This is a genomic window from Actinosynnema sp. NPDC050801 (assembly GCF_040673975.1).
Classification (GTDB): domain Bacteria; phylum Actinomycetota; class Actinomycetes; order Mycobacteriales; family Pseudonocardiaceae; genus Actinosynnema.
Genome location: NZ_JBFAQZ010000023.1, coordinates 22,269 through 44,845, shown reverse-complemented (window position 1 = coordinate 44,845; position 22,577 = coordinate 22,269). Strand labels below are relative to the sequence as shown.

Sequence of the window (22,577 nt, the reverse complement as noted above, 5' to 3'; positions counted from 1 at the left end):
CCGCCTGCGCACGACGGGCTTCACGGCTTCCGCGCGGCCACCGGGGGTGGTAGGAGGTCGGGCGTGCCGCTCTCCAGGCTCTCCGGCAGCGAGGCGCGGTAGATCGGCATCGCGGCGGCGGTGGTCACGATCGCGACCGCGACGAGGATCGCGAACAGCTCCGGTGTCACCATGCCGTGCGCGAGGCCGATGTTGATGAAGATCAGGATCATCAGGCCGCGCGCGTTCATCAGCCCGCCGACCGCCGACGCGTAGCGCCACGAGAAACCCTGGGCCCGCACGACCGCCGCGCAGCCCAGGTACTTGCCGGCGAACGCCACCGCCATGATCACCGCGAGCGGCCACCACAGGCCACCGCCCGCGCCGAAGCCGGACACCTGCGTGTTGAGCCCGCTGAACGCGAAGAACACCGGAAGCAGCAGGATCGAGTTCAGGTCCGTGAGCCGCGTTTCCAGCTCCCGGCGCACGACCGACGACTGCGGCATCGCCAACCCGGTGATGAACCCGCCGAACACCGAGAACACGCCGATGTAGTCGGTGAACCACCCCGCCACCAGCACGACGAGCAGCACCAGCGCCATCACGTCGCGGCTCATCCGGCCCTCGCGCTCCACCCGCTCGCCCACCCGCCGGAACAGCCTGCGCCCCACCGTGAGCATGAGCACCGCGAACACCGCCGCACCCGCCACCGTGCCCACCGCGTCGAACGGGCTGCCCGCCGCCGCGACGGCGATGATGACCGCGAGGATCACCCACGCCGCCGCGTCGTCGATCGCCGCCGCGACCAGCGTGAGGCCGCCGATCGGCGTGTTCGCGATCCCGCGCTCCTGCAGGATCCGCGCCAGCATGGGGAACGCGGTGATCGACAGCGCGCCGCCGACGAACAGCATGAACTCCCAGCGGGTCGTGCCCTCCGGGCTCAGCGACCCGAAGAACAGCGCCGCCGCGCCCGCGCCCAACGCGAACGTCGGCACGATGCCCGACACCGCCAGCGCCGACGCCCGCCGCATGTTCCGCCCGGCGGCCAGCCCGTGGTCGAGCGACGACCCGACGAGGAACATGTAGAACGTCAAGCCGATCGTGCTGAGCACGTACAGCGTGTCCTTGACGTCCGCGGGGAACAGCTGGGCCTGCACGCCGGGGGCCACGGCGCCCAGCAGGGCCGGTCCGAGCAGGACGCCGGCGACCATCTCGCCGACGACCCTCGGCTGCTTGACCGCCATGGCGACGCGCCCGCACAGCGTCGTCGCCGCGAGCACGACCGCCAGCGCGGCGAACACCCGCAACGCGAACTGGATCTGGTTCACTCGGTGATCTCCTCGGTGGAAGGCGGCTGACGCCGCACCGGACGACCTTGGGTGTCGTGCGTGTCGAAGTAGCGCCCGGCCAGGCGCAGGCGGCGGGCGTGCAGGACCATGGCCGTGCCGAGCACCAGCTGCACCACGCTGCGCCACACGCCCTCCCAGCGGTCCCGCACGAGCAGGAACGCGCCGAGCACGGCCCGTCCGCGCGACGGCTCGCCCACGCGGACCAGCAGGCAGGGGCCCCGGCTCGGCAACGACCGGGTGTGCGTCACCGGGGAGTGCAGGGTCACGCGGCGCAGCACTTCGAAGGTCGCCGCGCGCAGCGCCAGCGGGGACAGCCGCCACGCCGGGCACGGGCGGTTGGCGGCGACGCCGAACGGGATGTGGTGCACCGTGCGGGCCTCGACGTGCTCCCAGCGGTCCGGGTCGAACACGTCCGGCCGCGCGTGCGCGGTGGCGTGGTAGGCGGGGTAGTCGAAGCACAGCACCGACCCCGCGGGCAGCGTGGTGCGCTCGTCCAACGCGATGTCGGCGGTGGTGATGCGGTGCGCGATGCCGAACAACGGGTACATCCGCATCGTCTCGTCCAGGACGTGGGCGAAGTAGCGCTCGTCGGCCTTGAGCCGCGCCGCGGCCTCCGGGTGCTGGGCCAGCGCCAGCAGCAGGTGCGCCATCGCCTCGGACATCTGCACCACGGCCGTGTTGAAGAACGTGCCCTGCAGGTAGTGCACCTGCTCGGCGGGCGACAGGCTCGACGGCAACGGCCGCCGCACGTCGCCCGCCGCGACCCGCCGGGCCAGGTAGCGGGTCAGCGCGGCCCGCCGGGCGGGGTGGCGCAGGCCGGTGCACTTCAGCGACGTCACCACGTCGTCGGCGTGCCCCACGATCAGGTCACGAGCCTCGCGCGGGCACGGCTCGCCGAACACCAGCTCGTGGAAGTACGCCGCCCACACCGGCATCATCAGGTCGCGCAGCCGCACCAGCGTGACCGGTCCGGTGACGACCTCGTCGAGCACCTCCGCGGTGCAGCGGGTCGCCGCCTCCGACAGCACGTCGCCCGGCCCGGACAGCAGCGCACGCGTCGTGCGCGCCACGTCGTCGTAACGCGGCCCGGCCTCCAGGTGCTCCTGGTGCACCTCGGGGCCGGGGGAGAGCCAGTACCAGAACAGGTCCGACAGGCCGGCGCCCCGGCTGCGGCCGTCGGCCGCGGGGTGCCCGTAGAGCTCCCGGAACCGGTCCGGCCCGACCTCGGCGTTCGGGAACGTGATCGCGTCGTCCCCGTTGACCTTCTCGAACACCTTGGCGCGCAGCGCCACCACCCGCGCCGGCAGCCACCGCGGCGCGGTCAGCACCACCGCGGCGGCGAGCAACCCGGTCACCCACACCGCGCGGACACCCCCGCCCCGCGCGCGACGACCAGGTCGCGGGTGAGGTCGGCCGGGTCACGCCCGCCGCACAGCGCGAGGACGTGGTCGAACTCGTCGCGCAGCACGTCGAGCACCCGCGCCACCCCTGCCTCGCCGTGCGCGGCCAGACCCCACAGCACCGGCCGGCCGACACCGACCGCCGCCGCACCCAGCGCGAGCGCCACGGCGACGTCACCGCCGCCGCGCACACCGCCGTCCAGCACCACCGGCACCCGGCCCGCGACCGCGTCGACCACCGCGGGCAACGCCTCCACCGCCGCCGGGGCCAGGTCGGACTGGCGGCCACCGTGGTTGGACACCACGATCCCGGCCACCCCGTGCTCCACCGCCAGCACCGCGTCACGCGGGTGGAGCACCCCCTTGAGCCACAACGGCAGCGGCGTCAGCTCCCGCAGCCGGTCCAGGTGCTCCCACGACACCGACGGCGACATCACGATGTCCAGCACACCTCCCGGCGGCCCACCGGGCAGGTCGCGCATGTTCTCCGCCGCCAACCCGGCCGGCAGGTCGTGGAAGCCGTGCTCGGCGTCGCGGCGGTGCCTGCCGAACACCGGCGAGTCGGCCGTGACGACCAGCGCCGTGCAGCCCGCCCGTTCCGCCCGCTCCACCAGGCACCGCGTCACGTCCTCGTCGGGTTGCGGGTAGAGCTGGAACCACACGGACGCGTCCGCGTCGACCGACCGTGCCGCCGCCACCACCTCGCCGATCGCCACCGTGGAGGCCACACCGGACACGAGCACCGTCCGCGCCGCCGCCGCGGCACGTGCCGTCGCCAGCTCGCCCTCGGGGTGGGCGAGCCGGTGGAAGGCGGTCGGCGCGATGAGCACCGGCACGTCCAGGCGGCCGCCGGGCAGGTCGACCCCGAGGTCGCGGGTCACCCGGCCGCGCAACACCCTCGGCAACAGGGCCAGGCGCCGGAACGCGGCCTCGTTCTCCCCGAGCACGACCTCGTCGCCGACCCCGCCCGCGTAGTAGTCGTAGTGCACGGCATCGAGCACCGCGCGGGCCTCGTCGTGCAGCTCGGCGAGCCCCGTGCTCACGCCGACCCCACGGCGGTCGGGGCCAGCCGGGCCTTCAGGAACGCCAGCAGCGGCGCCCGGTGCACGTGCTCGCTGTCCCACTCGTTCTCGAGGTTCTCGGTGAGGTGGTGCTCGCCGAGCAGTGTCCCGGCGCGGAAGTGCCGGACCACCGGGTGCAGGTAGCGGCCGTCGAGCCCGCTGGTGTCCTCCTGCGACACCCGGCCCGCGGTGATGTCGAACGGGTTGACCTTGTCGTGGTCCGCGCCGTACTCCAGCGTCACGGTCAGGTAGGACTCGACGTCGCCGAAGTCGCCCCGGCCGACCGCCTCGTGCAGGTGCGCGACCGGCACCTCCTCGGCGTAGCGGAGGGAGCCGTCCGGCCCGACCAGCACGGCGTCCGCCATGAACGCGAACAGCTGCCACAACGCCGACGTGCGGTTCACCCGGTCGAGGACGGCGTCGGCCACGTCCGCGCGGGCGACGTCGCGGCTGGGCCATGGCACGCCGTGGTAGCGGTGCTCCAGGATGTGGTGCAGCGCCCGCGCCCCGTACCGGAAGCCGTGGATGAACCCGCTGGTCGACTTCTTGAAGTCCCTGGCCTGCGTGATGGTGCCGGCGAAGAACAGGTCGGGCACGGTCGTCGACTCCCAGGCGGCGGTCTGGTCCGGGAACCGGTCGTTGATCGTCAACCGCGGCCGGCACCCGGGCGCGAAGATCGACGCGTCGAACCGGAACCCCGTCGCGAGGATGACCCGGTCGTAGCGGATCTCCTTCACCCGTTCCGCGACCCGCGCGAAGCTCACCCGCACCAGGTACCCGTCGTCGTCCCGCCGGATGTCCAGCACCCGACCGTCCAGCAGCGCGTTCTGCGACTTGAGCTGGTAGGTGTCGAGGAAGTTGTTATTCACCGCGCGCAGGTGGCCGACGAAGTGCGTCTGCCACGCCAGCTTCAGCGAGCCGGGCCCGGCGACGTGGATGACCGACGCGGTCTCGATCAGGTTGTCGGCGGTCTCGAACGCCGAGTTGCCGCGTCCGACGATCAGCACCTTCTGCCCGGTGAAGTCGGCCGGGTCCACCGACACCTCGTCGTACCGCTCGGCGAGCTCCACGCCGTCGATCGGCGGCACGTAGAGCTTGGACACCCCGGTCGCCACGATGAGCCGACGCGCCCGGTAGGTGCCGCCGTGCTGGTCGCGCACCACGAAGTCGTCCGGCCGGGTCACCTCCACCACCGACGTGCCGTAGCGGACCGGCAGGTCGTGCTTCGCGGCGAAGTCGCCGAGGTAGCGGACCAGGTCGTCGGCGTGCGGGAAGTAGCGGGGCGTGTAGCCGGTGAACAGCAGCGACGGGTCGTCGGACAGCAGCGAGTTCCAGTCGGTGCGCAGGTTCAGCTCGGGGTCGTCCCACCCGGTGTTCGGCTTGTTGATGGAGATCAGCGTGCGGTGCCGGGGGAAGCGGGTGAAGAACGTGCCGGGGGCGTCACCGGCCTCCAGCACGAGGTGGTCCCGCCCGGCGCGGGCGAGCAGGTACGACACCTGGAGCCCCGCCGGGCCGGCGCCGATCACGAGACACTCCGTGGAAACCTCGCTGGACACGACTTTCTCCTCACGTCAGGGAGCGGACAGCAGGCGCTTGTCCGGTTTGCCGCTCGGTGCGAGCGGCGGTTCTTCGATCGCGGTCACGCGCACCGGCGCGCAGGCGGCGCCCAACCGGGCGGTCACCCACTCGCGCAGGGCCGCGAGTTCGGGCGCCCGGTCACCGGAGGGCACGACGAACGCGTGCACCGCCTCGCCGGTGTCCTCGTCGGGCACGGCGACCACGTACGCCTCGGCGACGTCCGGGTGCTCGGCGAGCACCCGCTCGATCGGGCCCGCGTAGTGCAGGTTCGCGTTGACGATGACCACGTCGCGGGCCCGGCCGGTCAGGAGCAGGTGGCCGGCGGCGTCGAAGTGGCCGAGGTCGCGGGTGCGGACCCAGCCGTCCGCGAACACCTCGGCCGACCGCGCGGGGTCCGCCCAGTACCCGTCGGCCTGCGCCGGCGTGCGGACGAACAGCTCGCCGTCGACACCCGGCGGGACCGGCCCGCCGTCCGGGCCGCGGACCTCGACGCGCACGGCGGCGGGCGGCGTCCCCACCGTTCCGGGCGGGTCGGCCGGGGTCGCCATCGAGATCATGCTCGTCTCGGTCTGGCCGTAGCCGTGGAACAGGACCGGTCCGAGCACGTCCAGCGCCTCGCGGTGCCGGTCGGCCGTCAGCGGTGACCCGGACACCATCAGCGCCCGCAACGACGACAGGTCGGCCGGATCCCGGCGCTGCGCGGCGACGAGCTTCGCCAGCCGCGGCACCGTGATCACGCTCGCCGAGGCGCGGTGGCGGGTGATCGCGTCGGGGAACCCCGGCTGGTCGGCGACGACCGCGGTGCCACCGGCGGCGATCGTCACGACCGCGTACTCGAACATGACCTGGCTCGACAGCGACCCGAACACCAGGAAGCGGTCCAGCCGGGACGCCAGCTCGCGGATCGCGGGCGGCCACGCGTCCGGTCGTGCGGCCCACGCGCCCGTCATCGCGGCGTAGGTCTGCGCACAGGCCTTGGGCGCGCCCGTGCTGCCGCTGGTGTGGATCAGCCGTGCGACGTCCGCGGGCCTGCCCGCGCAGCGGGGCCGGCCGTCGGCACGGGCCCCGCGCAACGAGTCGACGGTCAGCACGCGGGTGCGGTCCGGGTCGACGGTCGCCGCGCGGGCCACGTCCGGGTCGGTGACCACGGCGGCGATGTCGAGGCCGAGGAGGTGGCGCACCTGGTCGTCGGGCAGTCCCGGCCGCACCCCCAGCACCCGCGCGCCCACGGTGTGCGCGGCGAGGATCATGGCGAACGCCTCCGGGTCGACGCCGAGCAGGAGCGCGACGCCGTCACCCGGACCCAGCCCCTCCCGCCGCAACCCGGCCGCGATCCGCGCGACCAGGTCGAGCAGCTCCGCGCCGGTCACCACGCGCGAGCCGTGTTCGAACACCGGCCGGTCCCCGGCGGTCTCCAGCGCGTCGAGCACCGCGGCGGGGAACGGCTCGGCGTCACGCGCCGGCAAGGCATTCCTTCACGAACAGGGCCAGCGGCTGCTGGTGCACCGCCGCCAGGTCCCAGTGGTTCTCCAAGTTCTCGGCCAGGTGGTGGGTCGCGACGAGCGCGCCGTCGCGGTAGTAGCGCACGACGGGGTGCAGGTAGCTCGCGTCGTGGGCGTTGGCCGCGTCGTTCTCGGCCACGCGCCGGACGGTGGTGTCGAACGGGTCCACGGTGTCGTGGTCGGGCCCGTACTCCAGCGTCGCGACGAACCGGTGCCCGGCCGGGCCGAGGCCGCCGTCGGCGACGTACGCGACCGGCACCTCCTCCTCGTACCGCGCGGTGTCGCCGGAGACCGTCACCACGTCGCCCATCACCGCGAACTGCTGCCACAGCGCGGACGACCGGTTCACCCCGGCCACCAGCGCGTCGCTGATCGCCTCCGGCGACGGGGCCAGCTCCGTCGACGGCCACGGCGTGCCGTGGTGGCGGGCGGCGAGGATGCGGTGCAGGGCGCGGGCGCCGTAGCGGAAGCCGTGGATGAACCCGCTGGTCGACCTCTTGAAGTCGCGCTGCTGGGTGAGGGTGCCCGCGAAGTACAGGCCCGGCACGCTGGTCGACTCGTAGGCGGGCGTCTGCTCCGGGAACCGGTCGTCGATCACCAGCGCCGGGCGGCAGCCGTCGTCGAAGATCGAGGCGTCGAACCGGAAACCGGTGCACGCCACGATCCGGTCGTACTCCAGCTCCCGGGACGACTCCGCCGAGCGCGCGTAGCGGAACCGGACCCGGAAGCCGCCACCGGGCCGCGGCTCGATGAGCTCGACCGTGCCGTCGAGGACGGCGTTCTCCGACTTGAGCTGGTAGGTGTCGAGGAAGTTGTTGTTCACCGCGCGCAGGTGGCCGACGTAGTGCGTCCGCCACGCGAGCCGCACCGGGTGCGGCCCGGCCACGTGGATGACCGCCGCGTGCTCCACCAGGGCGTCGGCGGTCTCGAACCCCGAGTTGCCCTTGCCGAGCACCAGCACCCGCTGGTCGGTGAACGCCTCCGGGTCGGTGTCGAAGGTGTCGTAGCGCTCGACGTGCTCGATGCCCGGGATCGGCGGCACGTGGAGTTGCGAGACCCCGGTCGCCACCACCACCCGCGCGGCCCGCCACGTCCGTCCACCGCGGTCGAGCACGGCGAACCCCTCGTCGTCGCGGGAGATCCGCGCGACCTCGGTGTCGTAGTGGACCCGGACGCCGGTGGCCGCGGCGAAGTCGGCCAGGTAGCGGACCAGGTCGTCGGCGTCCGGGAAGTACTTGCGGCTGTAGCGGGTGAACAGCAGCTCCGGGTCGTCGGACAACAACGAGTTCCAGTCCATCCGCAGCCGTCGTTCCGGGTCGGGGTACCCGGTGTGGACCTTGTTGATGGAGATGAGCGTCCGGTGCCGCGGGTAGCGGGTGAAGAAGGTGCCCGGCCCGGTGCCGCGTTCCAGGACGGCGTAATCGCGACCGTCGCGCTCCAGCAGGGCGGCGAGCTGCAAACCGGCCGGTCCCGCCCCGATGATCAGGTAGTCGTGCGCCATGGGCCAGGAAGCTACGCACCGGATCTCAGAACTCTCTGAGATCGCACGCCTACCGTCGGTGCCGTGACGACGACCGTGACCGATGCTCCCGTCGACCTCGGCGCACCGCTGACCGGCGACCACCTCAGCCGCGCGGCGGCACCGCTCCCCGTGCTGGTCAGCGCCTCCGTGCGCGAGCGGGTCGACCGGGGCCGCGAGTACCTGCGCACCGTGCTGGCCGACGACGAACGGCCCGTGTACGGCGCGAAGACCGGGTTCGGCGCCCTCATCGGCTTCGCGGGCCGTGACGACGAGGCCGACCAGTGCGACAACACCCTCGCACACCTGGGCGCGGGCCAAGGACCGGACCTGCCCGCCGACATCGCCCGCGCCGCGCTGCTCGTGCGGACGTGGTCGCTCGCCCAGGGCTTCTCGGGGGTCTCCACGCGCGTCGTGGACGGGCTGGCGGCGATGTTCGCGACCACGTTCGTCCCGGCGATCCCGCGGTACGGCTCGGTCGGCGCGAGCGGCGACCTCATCCCGTTGGCCTACGCGACCCAGGCGCTGCGCGGCCGCGGCCACGCCTACGTGGACGGTGAGCGGATGCCGGCGGACGACGCGCTGCGCCGTGCCGGCCTCACGCCGCTCACCCTCGACGGGCGCGACGCGTTGGCGCTGGTCAACGGCACGTCGGTGACGACGGCCGCCACCGCGCTGGCGTTGGCGGGCGTGCGCGCCTCACACCGTGCCATCCAGGACCTGACGTGCCTGCTCGTGGACGTCCTCGGCGCCGATCCCGGGTTCCTCGAACCGAGGCTGATCTCGGCGTACGGCCACCCCGGTGCGGTCGTCGTCGGCGACCACATGCGGGCGACCCTCGTCGGCACCGTCCCGAGCGGGCAGCGCGCCCTCCAGGAGCCGTACAGCATCCGGTGCTCGCCGCAGCTGCTCGGTGCGGCCGAGGACGCGTTGCGCTACGTCGAGGGCGTCGTCGCGGCCGACCTCGGCGGTGTCAGCGACAACCCGCTGTTCTTCCCCGGTGACGACCTCGTGGCGCACGGCGGCAACTTCTTCGGCCAGCCGGCCGCGTTCGCCGCGGACGTGCTCGCCATGGTCACGGCGTCGTTGGGCAACCTCGCGGAACGGCAGCTGGACCTGCTGGTCGACCCGGTCCGCAACACCGGCCTGCCCCCGATGCTCGCCGCGGGTCCCGGGCGTCAGCACGGGTTGCAGGGCGTGCAGCTGGCCACGACCGCGTTCGTCGCCGAGATCCGTCGTGCGGTCCTGCCCGCGAGCACGCAGAGCCTGCCGACCAACCTGCACAACCAGGACGTCGTGCCGTTCGGCACCCAGGCCGCGCTGCGCGCCCACGACCTCGCCGAACTGCTGCGGCTGCTGTGCGGCTCACTGGCGCTCGGCCTGCGGCAGGCGGTCCACGTGGGCGGCAGACGGCCCACCGCACCCCGTTGCGCCGCGCTGCTCGACGCCCTGGCCGACGCGATCGCCCCGGTCGACCCCGACCGACCGCTGGACGTCGACGTCCGGGTCGCGGCCGACCTGGTCATCGCGGGCCGGTACTGATCGCCTCGCCGGCGGTCGGGTCGGCCGCGGGGTCGGCCGCGGCCGCGGGGTTGGATGCGGCGGCGGGGTCGGCCGCGGCGGCGGGGTCGGCTGCGGGCAGCCGCAGCACGAACCGGGCGCCCCGGCCCGGGTGGCCGACCGCCTCCACCGTGCCGCCGTGGCCGGTCACGACCTCCCGCAACAACGCGAGCCCCAGGCCGAACCGCCGCTCCGGACCGCCCGGTCCCCGGTGGAACCGGTCGAAGAGGCGGTCCGCCTCAATCGGGTCGAACCCCTCGCCCGTGTCCTCGACCGTCAGCTCGACCTGCCCGTCCCGCCGCCCGAGGCGCACGTCGATCCGGCCGCCGTCCGGCGTGTGGCGCACGGCGTTCGCCAGCAGCTCGTCCACCGCCCGCCGCAGCGCGGTCTCGACGCCGATCACGACCAGCGGGCCCGCCGGGCGTTCGACGCTCAGCGCGATCCGCCGCTCGCCCGCCCGGTCCTGCTCCGCCTCCACCGCCGCGTCGGCCACCGCGGCCAGGTCCACCGGCCGGCCGTCCGGACCCTCGGACGGCCGGCTCAACCGTGCCGACAGCAGCAGGTCGTCCACCACGTCACCGAGCCCGCGGATCGTGGTGGCGAGCTTGTCGAGGCTGTCGCGGTGGTCGTCGGGGAGGTCCGCCGCCTCGGCCCGGCGCGCCAGCAACTGCGCCCGCGTGTACGCCCGCGCGATCGGCGCCCGCAGCTCGTGGCTCGCGTCCGTGACGAACCGCCGCTGCCTGGCCAGGGCCTCGGCCAGCGGCGCGAGCGTGCCGCGACCCACGCCCAACCCCATCAGGGCCGCCGCGAGCAGGCCGCCCAGCTCCGCGATCACCAAGGCCAGCAACAGGTGCCGCCGGTCGGCGAGCTGGTAGCGCGTGTCGAACACGGCCTGGACGGTGCTGTCGCCCGCGCCGCGCTGGGTCCGCACCAGGTACTCGGTGCCGTTCAGGTCGAGGTCGCGCTCGATGGTCCCGCCCGACGCCCGCACCGCCTCCATGTCCTCGTGCAGCGGGAAACCCGGCGGCACCTTCAGCAGGCCGTCGTCCAGCACGCCGTCGTCGAGGATGAACAGCCACGTGCACCCCGGAGGCGTCGACGGGGCGCCGAACGTGGCGTTGTACCACAGCTCGCGCTTCACCTGCGCTTCCTGCGCGTGCACCATCACGGCGTAGGCGATGCCGCCGACGAACGCGACCAGCACCGTGATCGCCATGGCCACCAGCACGCTGATCCGCAGGCGCGCCCGCCCGACGACCGCGCGTTCCGCCTCGACCCACGAACGACTCACAGCGCCCCCAACCGGTAGCCGAGTCCCTGCACCGTGTGCACCACCGAACGGTCGATCTTGGTCCGCAGGTAGTACACGTAAGTGTCCACAATGGATGTCGCGGAGGCGTCCGGGAACACCACCCGCCGCAACGACGCCCGCGTGTGCACGGTGTCCGGGTGGCCGGCGAGCACCCGCAGGAGCGTGAACTCCCGAGTGGTCAACGGCACCCGCCCGCCGTCGGGCAGCACCACTTCCCGCTGCCCGACGTCCAGGTGCCCGGCGCCGATCCGCAGCACGTCCGCCAGTTCCACCGAACGCCGGCACAGCGCCCGCAGCCGGGCGCTCAACTCGTCCAGGTCGAACGGCTTCGCCAGGTAGTCGTCCGCGCCCGCGTCGAGCCCGTCGATCCGGTCGTGCACGGCGCCCAGCGCGGTCAGGATCAACGCCCGCGCCCGCACCGACCTCGCGCGCAGCCGCACCAGCAGGTCGAGCCCGTCGAGCGCGGGCAGGCCGCGGTCGATGACCACCACGTCGTACGGGCGGGTGAGGGCCAGGTGCAGTCCTCGTTGTCCGTCCAACGCGACGTCGACCGCGTAACCCTCTTCGCGCAACGCGGCGGCGAGCAACTCCACGAGCTCGCGGTCGTCCTCCACCAGCAACAACCGGAAGCAGTTGGCCGGCCAGGATCTGGAGTTGCCCTGCACGCGACCAGAATCCCACTTCGGGGTGTTCGGTCAACGTGACGAGAGCACCGTGGCTACGGCCGCGCCACCCTCCGGCGGATCGGCGGTATGCCCGGCGGCGGGTCGGGTTGGACCGAAGGGCCGCTCATCCGTCTCGAAAGGAGGGCACTCCCGGTCAGCGGCGCCCCGGCAGGGCGGTGAGGACGAAGGTGAACTCGGCGGGTCGGACTTCGAGCCGGTACTCGGGCAACACGCCCGGCCCCACCGCACCGGAGCCGAGGCCCTGCACGGCGTGGTCGGTGTACAGGTGGATCCTCGGTTCGGCGGTCAGGTCGGTCTGGTGCCGTGCCGCGGCCAGGTGCCGGTCGCTCCACCGCCGGGCGGCCAGGTTGAACACCGGATCGCCCTCGACGCGGATCCCCGAGCCCTCCGGGTCGGCCACCTCGGCCCAGCGCACGTCCAGCCGGTTGCCGTTCTCCTGCGGTCGTACGTAGGGGGTCTGCAGCTGCTCGACCGTGCTGCGGAAGCGGCCGATGCGCGCCGCCTGCCGGGAGTCGGGGTAGGCCTCTCCGGGTCCGGCGCCGAGCCACTGGACGTGGGACCACTCCTCGGGCACCGTCCACCGCAGGCCGATGCGGGCCAGGGAGGGTGCCTTGTCCCGTCGGACGAGTTCCTCGTACCGCTCGGGCGGCAGGTCGGCGTCGACCATCGCCTCGGCGAAGCGGTCGTCCCGCTCCGGCCAGTGGCCGACCGGTTCGGTGTGCACGCGCAGGCGGAGTCGCTCGCCGTCGGCGTCCCAGCGGTAGGTGGTGAGGTAACCGCACGTCACCGCCGCGGCCGCGCTGCGCACCACGACGGTCAGGCCGTCACGGTCCGGGCTGACCGACACCGTCCGGTGGCGCAGCCGGTGCAGGCCGCGTGCCTCCCAGTACCGCGCGTCGCCCTGCGTCCACGAGAGGTCGTTGTCGGTCGGTGCGCGCCACAACGCCAGCCGAGGACCGAGCAGGTGCTGCCCGCCGAGGCTGACCAGCGTCCCGGTGTGCCGGTCGAAGCGCGCCGGGCCGAGAACGACGTGCGCGTCGACGGGTTGCGCGGGGACGGGCGGACCGCTCAGCGTGACGGTGCGGACGTGGCCGGCGGTCGGCAGCGGGATCTGGCCCCACGCGACCACATGCCCCCGAGGCGCCCAAGCGGTGGGCTCCGCCGTCTCCGCCTCGACGGTCAGCCACCGTTCGCCGTCGCCGTCGCCGCCGGGCGAGGCGGTCGAGGGGAGGGGCAGTTCGGTCCGCTCGCCGGGGCCGAGTCGCGGCGTGGGGAGGACGCCGTCGGCGATCAGGGTGCCGTCGCGGAAGAGCGACCAGGTGAACCTCAGGTGGGACAGGTCGAGGAAGTCGTAGCGGTTGTGCACGCGGATGCCGTCGGCGCCGTCGCCCGCCTCGATGCGCACCGGCTCGATGACCTTCCGGTACTCCAGCAGCCCCGGTGACGGCGTCCGGTCGGGGAACACCAGCCCGTCGCAGATGAAGTTCCCGTCGTGCAGGTCCTCGCCGAAGTCGCCGCCGTAGGCGAAGAACCCGCGCCCGTCGGCGTCGGTGGTGCGCAGGCCCTGGTCGATCCACTCCCACACGAACCCGCCCTGCACCCGCGGGTACCGCTCGCACTGCGCGTCGTACTCGGCCAGGCCGCCGGGGCCGTTGCCCATCGCGTGGGCGAACTCGGTCAGCAGGAACGGCATGCGGTTGCGCGGTTCGTCCGCGGGGTCGCCCTCGCCGTCGTCGGCCGGGTAGTGGTTCTCGCCCGGCCGCAGCAGGCCGCGACCGATCCGGCCGACGTCGGCGGGCGTGCGGTACATGACCGCGTGGATGTCCACGTAGCGGGCCATCCGGTCGCCCTCGTAGTGGATCGGCCGGGACGGGTCGCGCTCGCGCACCCACGCGGCCATCGCCTCCAGGTTCTCCCCGTCGCCCGCCTCGTTGCCCAGTGACCAGGAGATGACGCTGGGGTGGTTCTTGTCCCGCTCCACGGTCCGCTCGACGCGGTCGAGGTACGCCGGGCGCCAGCGCGGGTCACCGGAGGGGTTGCCCGACCAGTACCCGGGCCCGCTGTACTCGAACCCGTGCGTCTCCAGGTCGCATTCGAGCATGACCCACAGGCCCAGTTCGTCGCACAGGTCGAGGAACCTCGGGTCCGGCGGGTAGTGCGAGGTGCGCACGGCGTTGATGTTGTGCCGCTTCATCATCTCGACGTCCCGGCGCATGGTCCCGACGGTGACCGCCCGCCCGCGCTCCGGGTCGAACTCGTGCCGGTTGACGCCCCGCAGCACCACGCGGCGGCCGTTGACCGTGAGCACGCCGGACCCGTTGATCGCGACTGTGCGGAACCCGAGCCGCAGGCGCACCCGCTCGCTCCCGGTGGCCAGCACGGCGTCGTAGAGGAAGGGGTCCTCCGCGCTCCACGGCCGCACGGCGTCGAAGTCGAACACCCGGTCGACCGGCGCGTCGGCCACCCCCAGCCGGGGGATGGTGATCCCCGCGAGGGCGTCCGCGTCCACGTCGACCCGCAACCGCCCGCCGCCGGTGGCCGCGTCGTAGTCGGCGTGGACGAACATGTCGCGGATGCCGCCGGCGGGCCGTGCCAGCAGGGTGACGTGCCGGAAGATCCCGGACATGCGCCAGGTGTCCTGATCCTCCAGGTACGTGCCCGAGGAGTACTGGTGCACCCTGACCGCGAGGACGTTGCGCCCCGGCCGCAGCGCCGCCGAGGCGTCGAACTCCGTCGGCAGGCGGCTGCCGAAGGTCACGCCAAGCTCGACGCCGTTGAGGAAGACCCGGGCGCACGAGTCCACGCCCTCGAAGCGCACCACGGCCGGCGTGCCCGCCCAGGACGGCGGGAGGTCGAAGACGCGCCGGTAGTCGCCGGTCTGGTTCTCGTCGGGGACGAACGGCGGGTCGACCGGGATCGGGTACGCGATGTTCACGTACACCGGGTGGCCGTAGCCGTGCAGCTGCCAGTGCGACGGGACCGGGAGTCGATCCCACCCGGTGTCGTCGAAGTCGGGCAGTTCGAAGCCGTCCGGCTCGTCGAGCCCCGTCGTCGAGAACCGGAAGGCCCAGTCGCCGTCCAGGTCCAACCTCGGGGCGTCCGAGTCCAGCGCGGCGCGCGGTGCGACCTTGCCGTAGCCGGGCGAGAAGGCCTCGAAGTAGCGTGCGGACATCCCGTCACCTCCTCGCCGCCCCGGGCTGTCGAAGCGGTTCGATAGCCTAGTGATGCGGTCAGGAGGCGGTCAACGGGCTTCAGACCCACCCGACGGTGGCGAGTTCGGCCAGGATCACCTCAAGCGCCTCGGGGGCCAGTTCGACCAGGACGTCGACGGAGAGCTGCCAGTCCGGGAGTCTCAACACGTCGACCACCAGGTGTTCCCGGCGTGGGGCCGAACGATTCCGCGCCAACGCCACCAGCGCTTCCGTCCGGTGCGAACGATCCGCCGTGATGGCTCGGGCCATCCGCTCGGCCCGGTCGACGTCCCCGGTCTCGGCCACCGCGCTCGCCACCCGCGTCAGGGCGTCGGCCTGCGAAAAGGGGTGGGTGATCGCGTGGGCGACCTGCTCGGCCTCGTTGAGCAGACGCGTGGCACGTCGGCGATCACCGACCTTGGCGACCGCTTCGGCCACCCACACCAGCACGCTCACCCGGTTGTGCGGTTGAGTGATGCTGCGGGCGACGCGCTCGGCGTCGTCGAGGAGACGTGCGGTGCGGCCGGGTTCACCGGCCTCCGCGACCGCGCCGGCCACCCTCGCCAGTGCCTTCGCCAGCCAATAGCGGTCGGTCATGGAGCGGACGATGTGCTCAGCCCGGTCGAAGTAGCCGACCCCGGCAGTCGCGGCCGCTACCCGCGTCAGTGCCTCGGCGTCCCGGTGGGGGGCGGCACGGGCGATCTGCTCGGCCCGGTCGACATCACCGGTCCCCGCGACTGCCTCCGCCAGCCGTGCCAGGACGTTCACCGGCGAACTGCCGTGGTCGACGGTGCCGGCGATCTGCTCGGCCCGGTCGACGTCGCCCGCCTCGGCGACCGCCCCGGCCACCCGCGCCACCGCCTCCGCCTTCCAGTAGGGGTCGACGTCGGTGATGGTGCGGGCGATCCGCTCGGCCCGGTCGACATGACCGGCTTCCGCGACCGCCCCGGCTATCCGCGCCAGCGCTGTCGCCCGCCAGTGGGAAATGGTGATGGTGCCGGCGATGCGTTCGGCCCGCTCGAAGTCGCCGTCTTCCGCGATCATCCCGGCCACCCTCGCCAGCGTCTCCACCGGCGCCCGGCGGGGAGTGGTGGTGCGCGCGACCTGCTCGGCGTCGTGGAGGAGCCGTGTGGCACGTTCCGCGTCACCGGCTTCCGCGACCACTCCGGCCACCCGTGCCAGTGCCTCCGCCTTCGCATAGGGGTCGTGGACGGTGATGCTGTGGGCGATCTGCTCGGCCCGGTCGACCTGGCCGGCCGCCGCGACCGCGTCGGCCAACCGGGCCAGGGCCTTCGTCTGGTAGGGCTGGTAGGTGATGGTGCGGGCGATCTGCTCGGCTCCGTCGAGATCACCGGCCTGCACCAGCGCCTCGGCCACCCGCTCCAGCGCGTTCGCCTGGTTGTGCGGTTCCCTGATGGAGTCGGCGAGCTGCTCGGCCTCGTGGATGAGGCGTGTGGCACGTCCCGCGTCACCGGCTTCCGCGGCCGCTGCGGCCACGCGCGCCAGCGCATCCGCACGCGCGTGCGGGTCGGGGGAATCGGTGATGGCCTGGGCGATCCGCTCGGCCCGCTCCACCTCCCCGGTGTGGGCAACCGCCCCGGCAATTCGAGCCATGGCCTTCGCCCGCCAGTAGCGGTCGTCGGAGAGGGTGTGCGCGATCCGCTCGGCCCGCTCGACATCGCCGGCCTCCGCGACCGCTCCGGCGATCTGCGCCAGCGTCGTCGGGTGACGGTGCGGGAGGTGTCCGACGGTGTGGGCGATGTGCTCGGCCCGCTCGGCGTCGCCGGCCCTTGCGGCGGCTCCGGCCATCCGCACCAGCGCGTTCGCGTATGCGTGGGGGTGGTCGGCAATGCTCTGGGCGATGTGCTCGGCACGAGCGGGATCGCCGGTCTCCGCAGCCGCCCCGGCGACCCGTGCCAGCGCCTCCGCGTGCGAGTTCGCACCATCCGTCATGGTGTGGGCGAGCTGCTCCGCCTGATCGAGGAGGCGCCCGGCACGGTCACGATCACCCCACTCCGCGGTCGCGGTGGCCACCGCCGTCAACGCGTCCAAGCGTTTCGTGGGGTCGACGATCGAGTAGGCGATGGATTCGGCTCGGTCGACGTGGCCGAGCCCGACCCAGACCGCGGGCAGTGCGGTCGGGATGTTGCTGTTGCGGTTGGTGACGTGGTCGAGGTGTATGGCGAGGCGGACCATCGCGCACAGGTCGGGGCGATTCCCGGTCGCGATGACCTCTTGCGTGGCGGTGATCTCCGACAACCCGCCGACATCGCCGCCGGACAGGTCGAGCATCCGGTCCCGACGGTGCGGGTCCGTCGCGCAGGCGAGCATGTGCGACGTGAGGCCGTTGGCCCTCACCATCGCGAAGTACCCGCGGAGCAGGTATTCCGGCGTCTCGGCCGGCCAGCGCAGGTCACGGTAGCGCTCGGCCCAGTCGTGCAGGCGCTGCCGGTACCGGCCGAGCAGGGGTTCGCCCAGTTCCTCGGTCGCGATGGCGTGGAGGTCTTCGTGGCCCAGCAGGTAGACCTCGGTGTCGGGGTGCCAGTGCCCACCCCTGGTGTCGAGGGTTCGCGCGGTGACCCCGCGCAGCAGGCGCCGCACGTCCGCCGCCGGCCGCTCGGTCAGCTCGGCGAGGTCGTGGGTGGTCAGGCCGCCCCGTGCGGCGGTCACCAGGCCCAGCAGGTCACGTTCCAGGGGACCGGCGTGCAGCAGTCGATCCAGCTCCAGCAGCATCTGGTCCTTGGCGACCTCGGCGTGCGGCGAAGGGGCCAGGGGTCGCGTCACCGCGGGGACCTTCAGCGGGTGGTCCGGCGGGACGTCGATGGGCAGTTCGGGGCTGGGGCGCCCGGACACCACGATCCGCACCCCCGCCGGGGGGTGCGCGGGCAGGGCGGCGGCGATGCTCGTGCCGTGCACTGGTTGGTCGTGCGGGGTGCCGCGGTCCTCGTCGAGGCCGTCGACCAGCAGCACCAACCGTTCGCCTCGCCCGCGGCACGCCCGGGCGGTGCGGTCGAGCAGCCCGTTCAGGTAGCTGTCGCTCACGTGCCGGGGGAGGGTGGTCGGGCTGGGCTCGCCCAGGATCTCGGCCAGTTGGTCGCCGACGACGTCGACGAACGCCGCGCGGGTATCGTTGCCGGCCAGGCGGGCGGTGACGAAGAAGGCCACGATCCGCACGTCCGGCGGCGGCTGTAACGCGAAGTGGGCCATCAGGAGCGTCTTGCCCGACCACTTCGGCGCCCGCCACCACCGGTACGCCGGCGCGTCCTCGCCGGGGTCGGTGCAGAACGCGGCCAGCTCGGCGAGCTCCGCCTCCCGGTCGCGCAGCGGCGTCCTGGCGATCTGGGCGATCCGATCCCGGTAGTCGGAGCGCGCCGGGGGAGCACCGCTCAGCTGCACCGTGCCGACCCCGCTGATCGCGACCGCGCCCGGCGCGCTCGCGATCGCGTCCCCGGTCCTGGAGACCCTGACCTCGTCCACCCGCCGCCGTTCCGTCGAGGCCCGCTCGACCTGTCGCCGTGCCGTCAGAGAGTCGGATCACGCCCTCGCCGTGCCACACCCTCAACATCGCACATCGCCGCCCCGAAGCGTCACCCCATCCGCAACGACCCACCCGACCAGACCCGTCGTGGACGTCGTGGTCCTCCCGGGATCGGCGATGCATCCGCGCATCGATCGCCGGTCAGCTGCTACGTCATGTGCCGACGGACCGCTTCTGCGTCGGGGTGGTGGAGCGATTCCAAGATCTCCAATGCCTGTGCCCGCAACAGGCGCACCTCCTCTTGCTCATCGAGCAGGTAATACACATCTGCTAGTCCGTTCAACGCACGTGCTTCCCAGTATGCGTCTCCCAAGATCCGGTCCAGCTCGACAGATCGCTCGTAACTGGCGATTGCCTCTCCATGGTGGCCGAGCTGTTGTTGGGCAAGGCCGATCGTCGACAAGATGCTGGCTTCCCCTTCGAGTTGGCCCAGCCGGATGTAGAACTCACGGGCACGGGTGCCGAAGGACAGCGCCTTCTCGGCCTCGCCGAGCAAGCACAGCTGCCTGCTCACCGCGGTCAGGCCGTCTGCTTGGGCGAGGAGGTCCTTGTCGCGTGCCAGGTGGAGAGCGCGCAACGCATGCTGCAGCGCGTCTTCGAATGTTCGCTCGCCTTCGAGGAGGCGCACGAAAGACAGATGAGCTTGACGACAAGCGTCGTCATCGCCGAGGTTGATGGACTCCGCCAACGACGTGTGCAGCAGGTCGAGCGCATCGTCCCGCTGGCCGGTACGTGCGAGGGCGTCTGCCAGCAGTCGGAGTTCGTTCGCGTATGAACGCCGGTCGCCTGCTTGCAACGCGGCGTCCACGCCCGTGCGGTGCACCGCCACCCGGTCTGCACGTCGCCCCGAACGCCGCAGGAAGACGGTGCAGGCATGTGCCAACCGCCAGGCGTGTGATTCGAAACCGCTGGTGGCCGCCAGCGCAATGGCGGCCCGCAGAACGGGGAACGTGCTCGTGAACCACGACATCGCGTCGCTGTAGTGGGAAGGCAACGCGTCCGGGACGGGTGCCGTTGATCGCACGGTCGCGCCACCTGGTTGGATCTGCTGGTCTGCGGCGTTCGCCGCGTCCAAGTAGTGGTCGAGTATTCGGCGGGTGACGGCACGGCGCTCATCGGTGTCGTGCTCATCGGCCAGTTCTTCGGCGTAGCCTCGGATCAAGTCGTGCATGCCGAAGCGGCCAGGACTGCGCTCTACCACGAGGTTGGCTTTGACCAATGCGCTCAATTCCTGGCGAGGAGCAGTGCTGACGCCCAGCAGAGCGGTACACGCGTCCTCGTCCGCGTCGGGACCGGGATGTGTCCCGAGCAGCCGGAACAGGCGGGCGCCATCAGGCGGGAGCGCCGCGTACGACCAGTGGAATACCGACCGCAGGTCGACGTCAGGATCGTCTGACCCGAGGAAGTCCAACCGGGCGCGTACGTCGCCCAACTCGGTGACGAGCGCCGCCATCGATTGTGTTGGGCGGCTCGCGACACGTGCGGCGGCGATACCGAGGGCCAGCGGTAGAGCTGCGCACAACTCGACCAGGTCATCGGCCGCCCGCGAGGACTCCTCCACCCTCTCGACGCCCAGGAGCCCGGTGAGGACGGCGCGCGCCTCCTCCTTCGACATCACGTCCAGCAGCACCCGACGGGCACCCTCCCGGACGACCAGACCGTCCATCCTGTTCCTGCTGGTGATCACTACCAGGCACGAGGGCGCGGCTGGCAGCAACGGGCGGACCTGGTGATCGGAACGGGCGTTGTCCAGCAGGAGGAGAACTCGCCGATCGGCCAGCAATGTCCGCAGCAAGGCGGACATCGCGTCCTGTTCCCCGGGGATGGCATCAGACGCCACGCCGAGTGATACCAGGAAGCCGTGGAGCGCCTCTGTAGTAGCCATCAGCGCACGCGAGTCGAACCCTCTCAAGTTCACGTAGAGCTGCCCGTCGGGGTAATGCTCGGCGACCTGGTGCGCCCACCGCACGGCGAGCGATGTCTTACCCACACCGGGCGTCCCGTCGATGGCGGTGATGACCACCGTGCCGGCAGCGGTGCTCGCCTCGTCGAGCAGTTTGTCGAGCACGGCGAGTTCGTACCGGCGCCCGACGAAGTTGTCGGTCACCGACGGCAGTTGCTGCGGTATCGATGTCGAACGGCCGGTACCGCGCTTCGCCCGACCTGTGGACCTGTGTCGTCGGAGTCGCTGGCTCAGCTCGGCGGACTCCCGCAACGAACTCAGCCGCCCCAACTCGGACCCACTGGCCCCCAGCGCGGTGATCAAACGCTCGAACAGGGGAGACCGCGGCACCGTGGTGCCTTTGAGGTAGGCGTACAGGCTGCCGACCGAGATGTTCAGCCTGCGGGCCAGATCAGCCCGGTCCACGCTGCGTCCGCTTCGCCGTTCCGCCCGCAGGACGAGCTTGGTGAGTTCCTGGGACAACCCGCTCGCGGGGTCGTCGTTCGGATCGACCTCGGGCATGGCACCTCCGGTGGGTACTCGGCCCTGACCGGCCAGTGCAGCGTATTTCAGCGTTCTGCAGACCGGAAGTACCTGTGACACCCCGCGTGGTGTCGTACCTGCGATGCGGCGGTCGATGCGTTCGCCGCCCGGTGGTGGAGGAGGTGCTTGTGGGAACGACAGCGGAGACCAGCGCGGCGCGGCCGTCGGCGGGGATCGCTCCCGAGGTAGTAGCGTTCAGCCGCGCCGCGTTCGGGGTCGACCCACCGTGGCGGGTGCGGGGATGGGACGGCGAGTGCGCAGGACCCACGACCGTCCCGACCGTGGTGATCCGGAGTCCGCGAGCTGTCCGGCACGTACTGCGCAGCCCTGGCGAGCTGGGCCTCGCTCGCGCATTCGTATCGGGCGACCTGGATGTCGAGGGTGACCTGCGCGATGCGTTGCGGATGGGCTTGGCATACGTGGCTCGGACCAGGACGGGCCGACGAGTGCCGATGAGTTGCTGGCCCCGCCTGTTGTCCCTGGTCGTGAGATTGGGTGCGATCGGGCCGTTTCCCAGGAGACCCGCCGAGGAGTCCCGGCCCCGTGGACAGCGGAATACCGTGGCGCGCGCTCGTACTACGATCGCCCACCACTACGACCTCGGCAACGACTTCTATCGCGCCCTGCTCGGTCCCACCATGGCGTACTCGTGCGGTTACTGGCGGGACGACGGGCCGGGTACGACGCTCGATTCCGCGCAGCTCGCGAAGCTCGACCTCGTCTGCCGAAAGCTCGCGCTGCGACAGGGTGACACCTTGCTGGACGTGGGCTGTGGTTGGGGGTCGCTGCTCCTGTACGCCGCCGAGCATTACGGGGTTCGGGCCACCGGCGTGACGTTGTCGGCGCAGCAGTACGAGTACGTTCGGTCGCAAGTCGTGGATCGGCGCTTGGAGCACTTGGTCGAGGTACGACTGGAGCACTACCGAGACATCAAAGGCTCGTTCGCCGCGGTTGCCTCCATCGAAATGGGGGAGCACGTAGGTAACGACAACTACGCGTCCTACTGCGAGGCGATGCGTTCGGTTCTCCGCCCGGGTGGACGCCTGCTGCTCCAGCAAATGTCGCGTAGCCGCTCGGCTCCCGGTGGCGGGCCGTTCATCGAGTCCTACATAGCCCGTGACATGGTCATGCGTCCCCTGCACCGGACCTTGGAGTACCTCGAAGCTGCGGGTTTCGAGGTCCGCACCGTCGACTGCCTGCGTGAGGACTACATCCGCACCATCGACGCGTGGGCCGGGCGACTGGAGACGGATCGGGACGAGATCCACTACCGCTTCGGCAGCCGCAGGGCACGCATCTGGCGGCTGTACCTCGCCGGTGCGTCGCTCGCATTCGAGGCGAACCGGATGAGCGTGCACCAGGTCGTCGCCAAGGTCGGTGACCGTCATGCGGAAGGGCCATCGGGATGAGGGTGTGC

General features: G+C 72.2%; 13 protein-coding genes. 2 read left to right on the top strand and 11 right to left on the bottom strand.

Features of this window, described 5'->3' with window-relative positions; all coding sequences use genetic code 11:
* Positions 1-20 precede the first annotated feature (20 nt).
* From AB0K14_RS34105 to AB0K14_RS34080, 6 genes are read right to left on the bottom strand one after another with little or no spacing between them, the layout of a single operon-like run.
* Positions 21-1,307 (bottom strand): cation:proton antiporter, encoded by a 1,287-nt coding sequence (locus tag AB0K14_RS34105; protein WP_360457620.1) that lies wholly within the window; start codon positions 1,305-1,307, stop codon positions 21-23.
* Positions 1,304-2,683, bottom strand: a complete 1,380-nt coding sequence (locus AB0K14_RS34100) for a cytochrome P450 (protein ID WP_360457617.1) — start codon at positions 2,681-2,683, stop codon at positions 1,304-1,306. The genes AB0K14_RS34105 and AB0K14_RS34100 overlap by 4 nt, the downstream gene beginning before the upstream one ends.
* Positions 2,680-3,771, bottom strand: coding sequence for an alpha-hydroxy acid oxidase (locus AB0K14_RS34095; RefSeq protein ID WP_360457614.1), 1,092 nt, complete (start codon positions 3,769-3,771; stop codon positions 2,680-2,682). The genes AB0K14_RS34100 and AB0K14_RS34095 overlap by 4 nt, the downstream gene beginning before the upstream one ends.
* The gene (locus AB0K14_RS34090) at positions 3,768-5,345 is read right to left on the bottom strand and encodes an NAD(P)-binding domain-containing protein (protein ID WP_360457611.1); all 1,578 of its coding nucleotides are present in this window, start codon (positions 5,343-5,345) and stop codon (positions 3,768-3,770) included. Before AB0K14_RS34090 ends, AB0K14_RS34095 begins: the two co-directional genes overlap by 4 nt.
* 15 nt (positions 5,346-5,360) lie before the next feature.
* The gene (locus AB0K14_RS34085) at positions 5,361-6,833 is read right to left on the bottom strand and encodes a long-chain fatty acid--CoA ligase (protein WP_360457608.1); all 1,473 of its coding nucleotides are present in this window, start codon (positions 6,831-6,833) and stop codon (positions 5,361-5,363) included.
* Complete coding sequence (locus AB0K14_RS34080; RefSeq protein ID WP_360457605.1) at positions 6,820-8,370, bottom strand: FAD-dependent oxidoreductase; 1,551 nt, start codon at positions 8,368-8,370, stop codon at positions 6,820-6,822. The genes AB0K14_RS34085 and AB0K14_RS34080 overlap by 14 nt, the downstream gene beginning before the upstream one ends.
* A 63-nt stretch (positions 8,371-8,433) precedes the next feature.
* On the opposite strand from AB0K14_RS34080, the gene AB0K14_RS34075 reads away from it, so the two are divergent.
* The gene (locus AB0K14_RS34075; RefSeq protein ID WP_360457602.1) at positions 8,434-9,930 is read left to right on the top strand and encodes an aromatic amino acid ammonia-lyase; all 1,497 of its coding nucleotides are present in this window, start codon (positions 8,434-8,436) and stop codon (positions 9,928-9,930) included.
* On the opposite strand, the gene AB0K14_RS34070 is transcribed toward AB0K14_RS34075, so the two are convergent.
* The 5 genes from AB0K14_RS34070 to AB0K14_RS34050 form a co-directional block, all read right to left on the bottom strand.
* The gene (locus AB0K14_RS34070; RefSeq protein WP_360457599.1) at positions 9,911-11,239 is read right to left on the bottom strand and encodes a HAMP domain-containing sensor histidine kinase; all 1,329 of its coding nucleotides are present in this window, start codon (positions 11,237-11,239) and stop codon (positions 9,911-9,913) included. The two genes, AB0K14_RS34075 and AB0K14_RS34070, sit on opposite strands and share 20 nt — an antisense overlap.
* Positions 11,236-11,883 carry a response regulator transcription factor gene (locus AB0K14_RS34065; protein WP_360457749.1) on the bottom strand — a complete coding sequence of 216 codons (648 nt, stop codon included), beginning with the start codon at positions 11,881-11,883 and terminating at the stop codon, positions 11,236-11,238. The genes AB0K14_RS34070 and AB0K14_RS34065 overlap by 4 nt, the downstream gene beginning before the upstream one ends.
* Before the next feature lie 196 nt (positions 11,884-12,079).
* Positions 12,080-15,118, bottom strand: coding sequence for a glycoside hydrolase family 2 TIM barrel-domain containing protein (locus AB0K14_RS34060; RefSeq protein ID WP_360457596.1), 3,039 nt, complete (start codon positions 15,116-15,118; stop codon positions 12,080-12,082).
* Between the two features lie 79 nt (positions 15,119-15,197).
* Positions 15,198-18,614, bottom strand: a complete 3,417-nt coding sequence (locus AB0K14_RS34055) for a hypothetical protein (RefSeq protein ID WP_360457592.1) — start codon at positions 18,612-18,614, stop codon at positions 15,198-15,200.
* A 209-nt stretch (positions 18,615-18,823) separates the two neighbouring features.
* Positions 18,824-21,139, bottom strand: a complete 2,316-nt coding sequence (locus AB0K14_RS34050; protein WP_360457589.1) for a tetratricopeptide repeat protein — start codon at positions 21,137-21,139, stop codon at positions 18,824-18,826.
* 581 nt (positions 21,140-21,720) lie between these two features.
* On the opposite strand from AB0K14_RS34050, the gene AB0K14_RS34045 reads away from it, so the two are divergent.
* Entirely contained in the window at positions 21,721-22,569 is an 849-nt protein-coding gene (locus AB0K14_RS34045; RefSeq protein ID WP_360457586.1) for a cyclopropane-fatty-acyl-phospholipid synthase family protein, read from the top strand.
* Positions 22,570-22,577 lie beyond the last annotated feature (8 nt).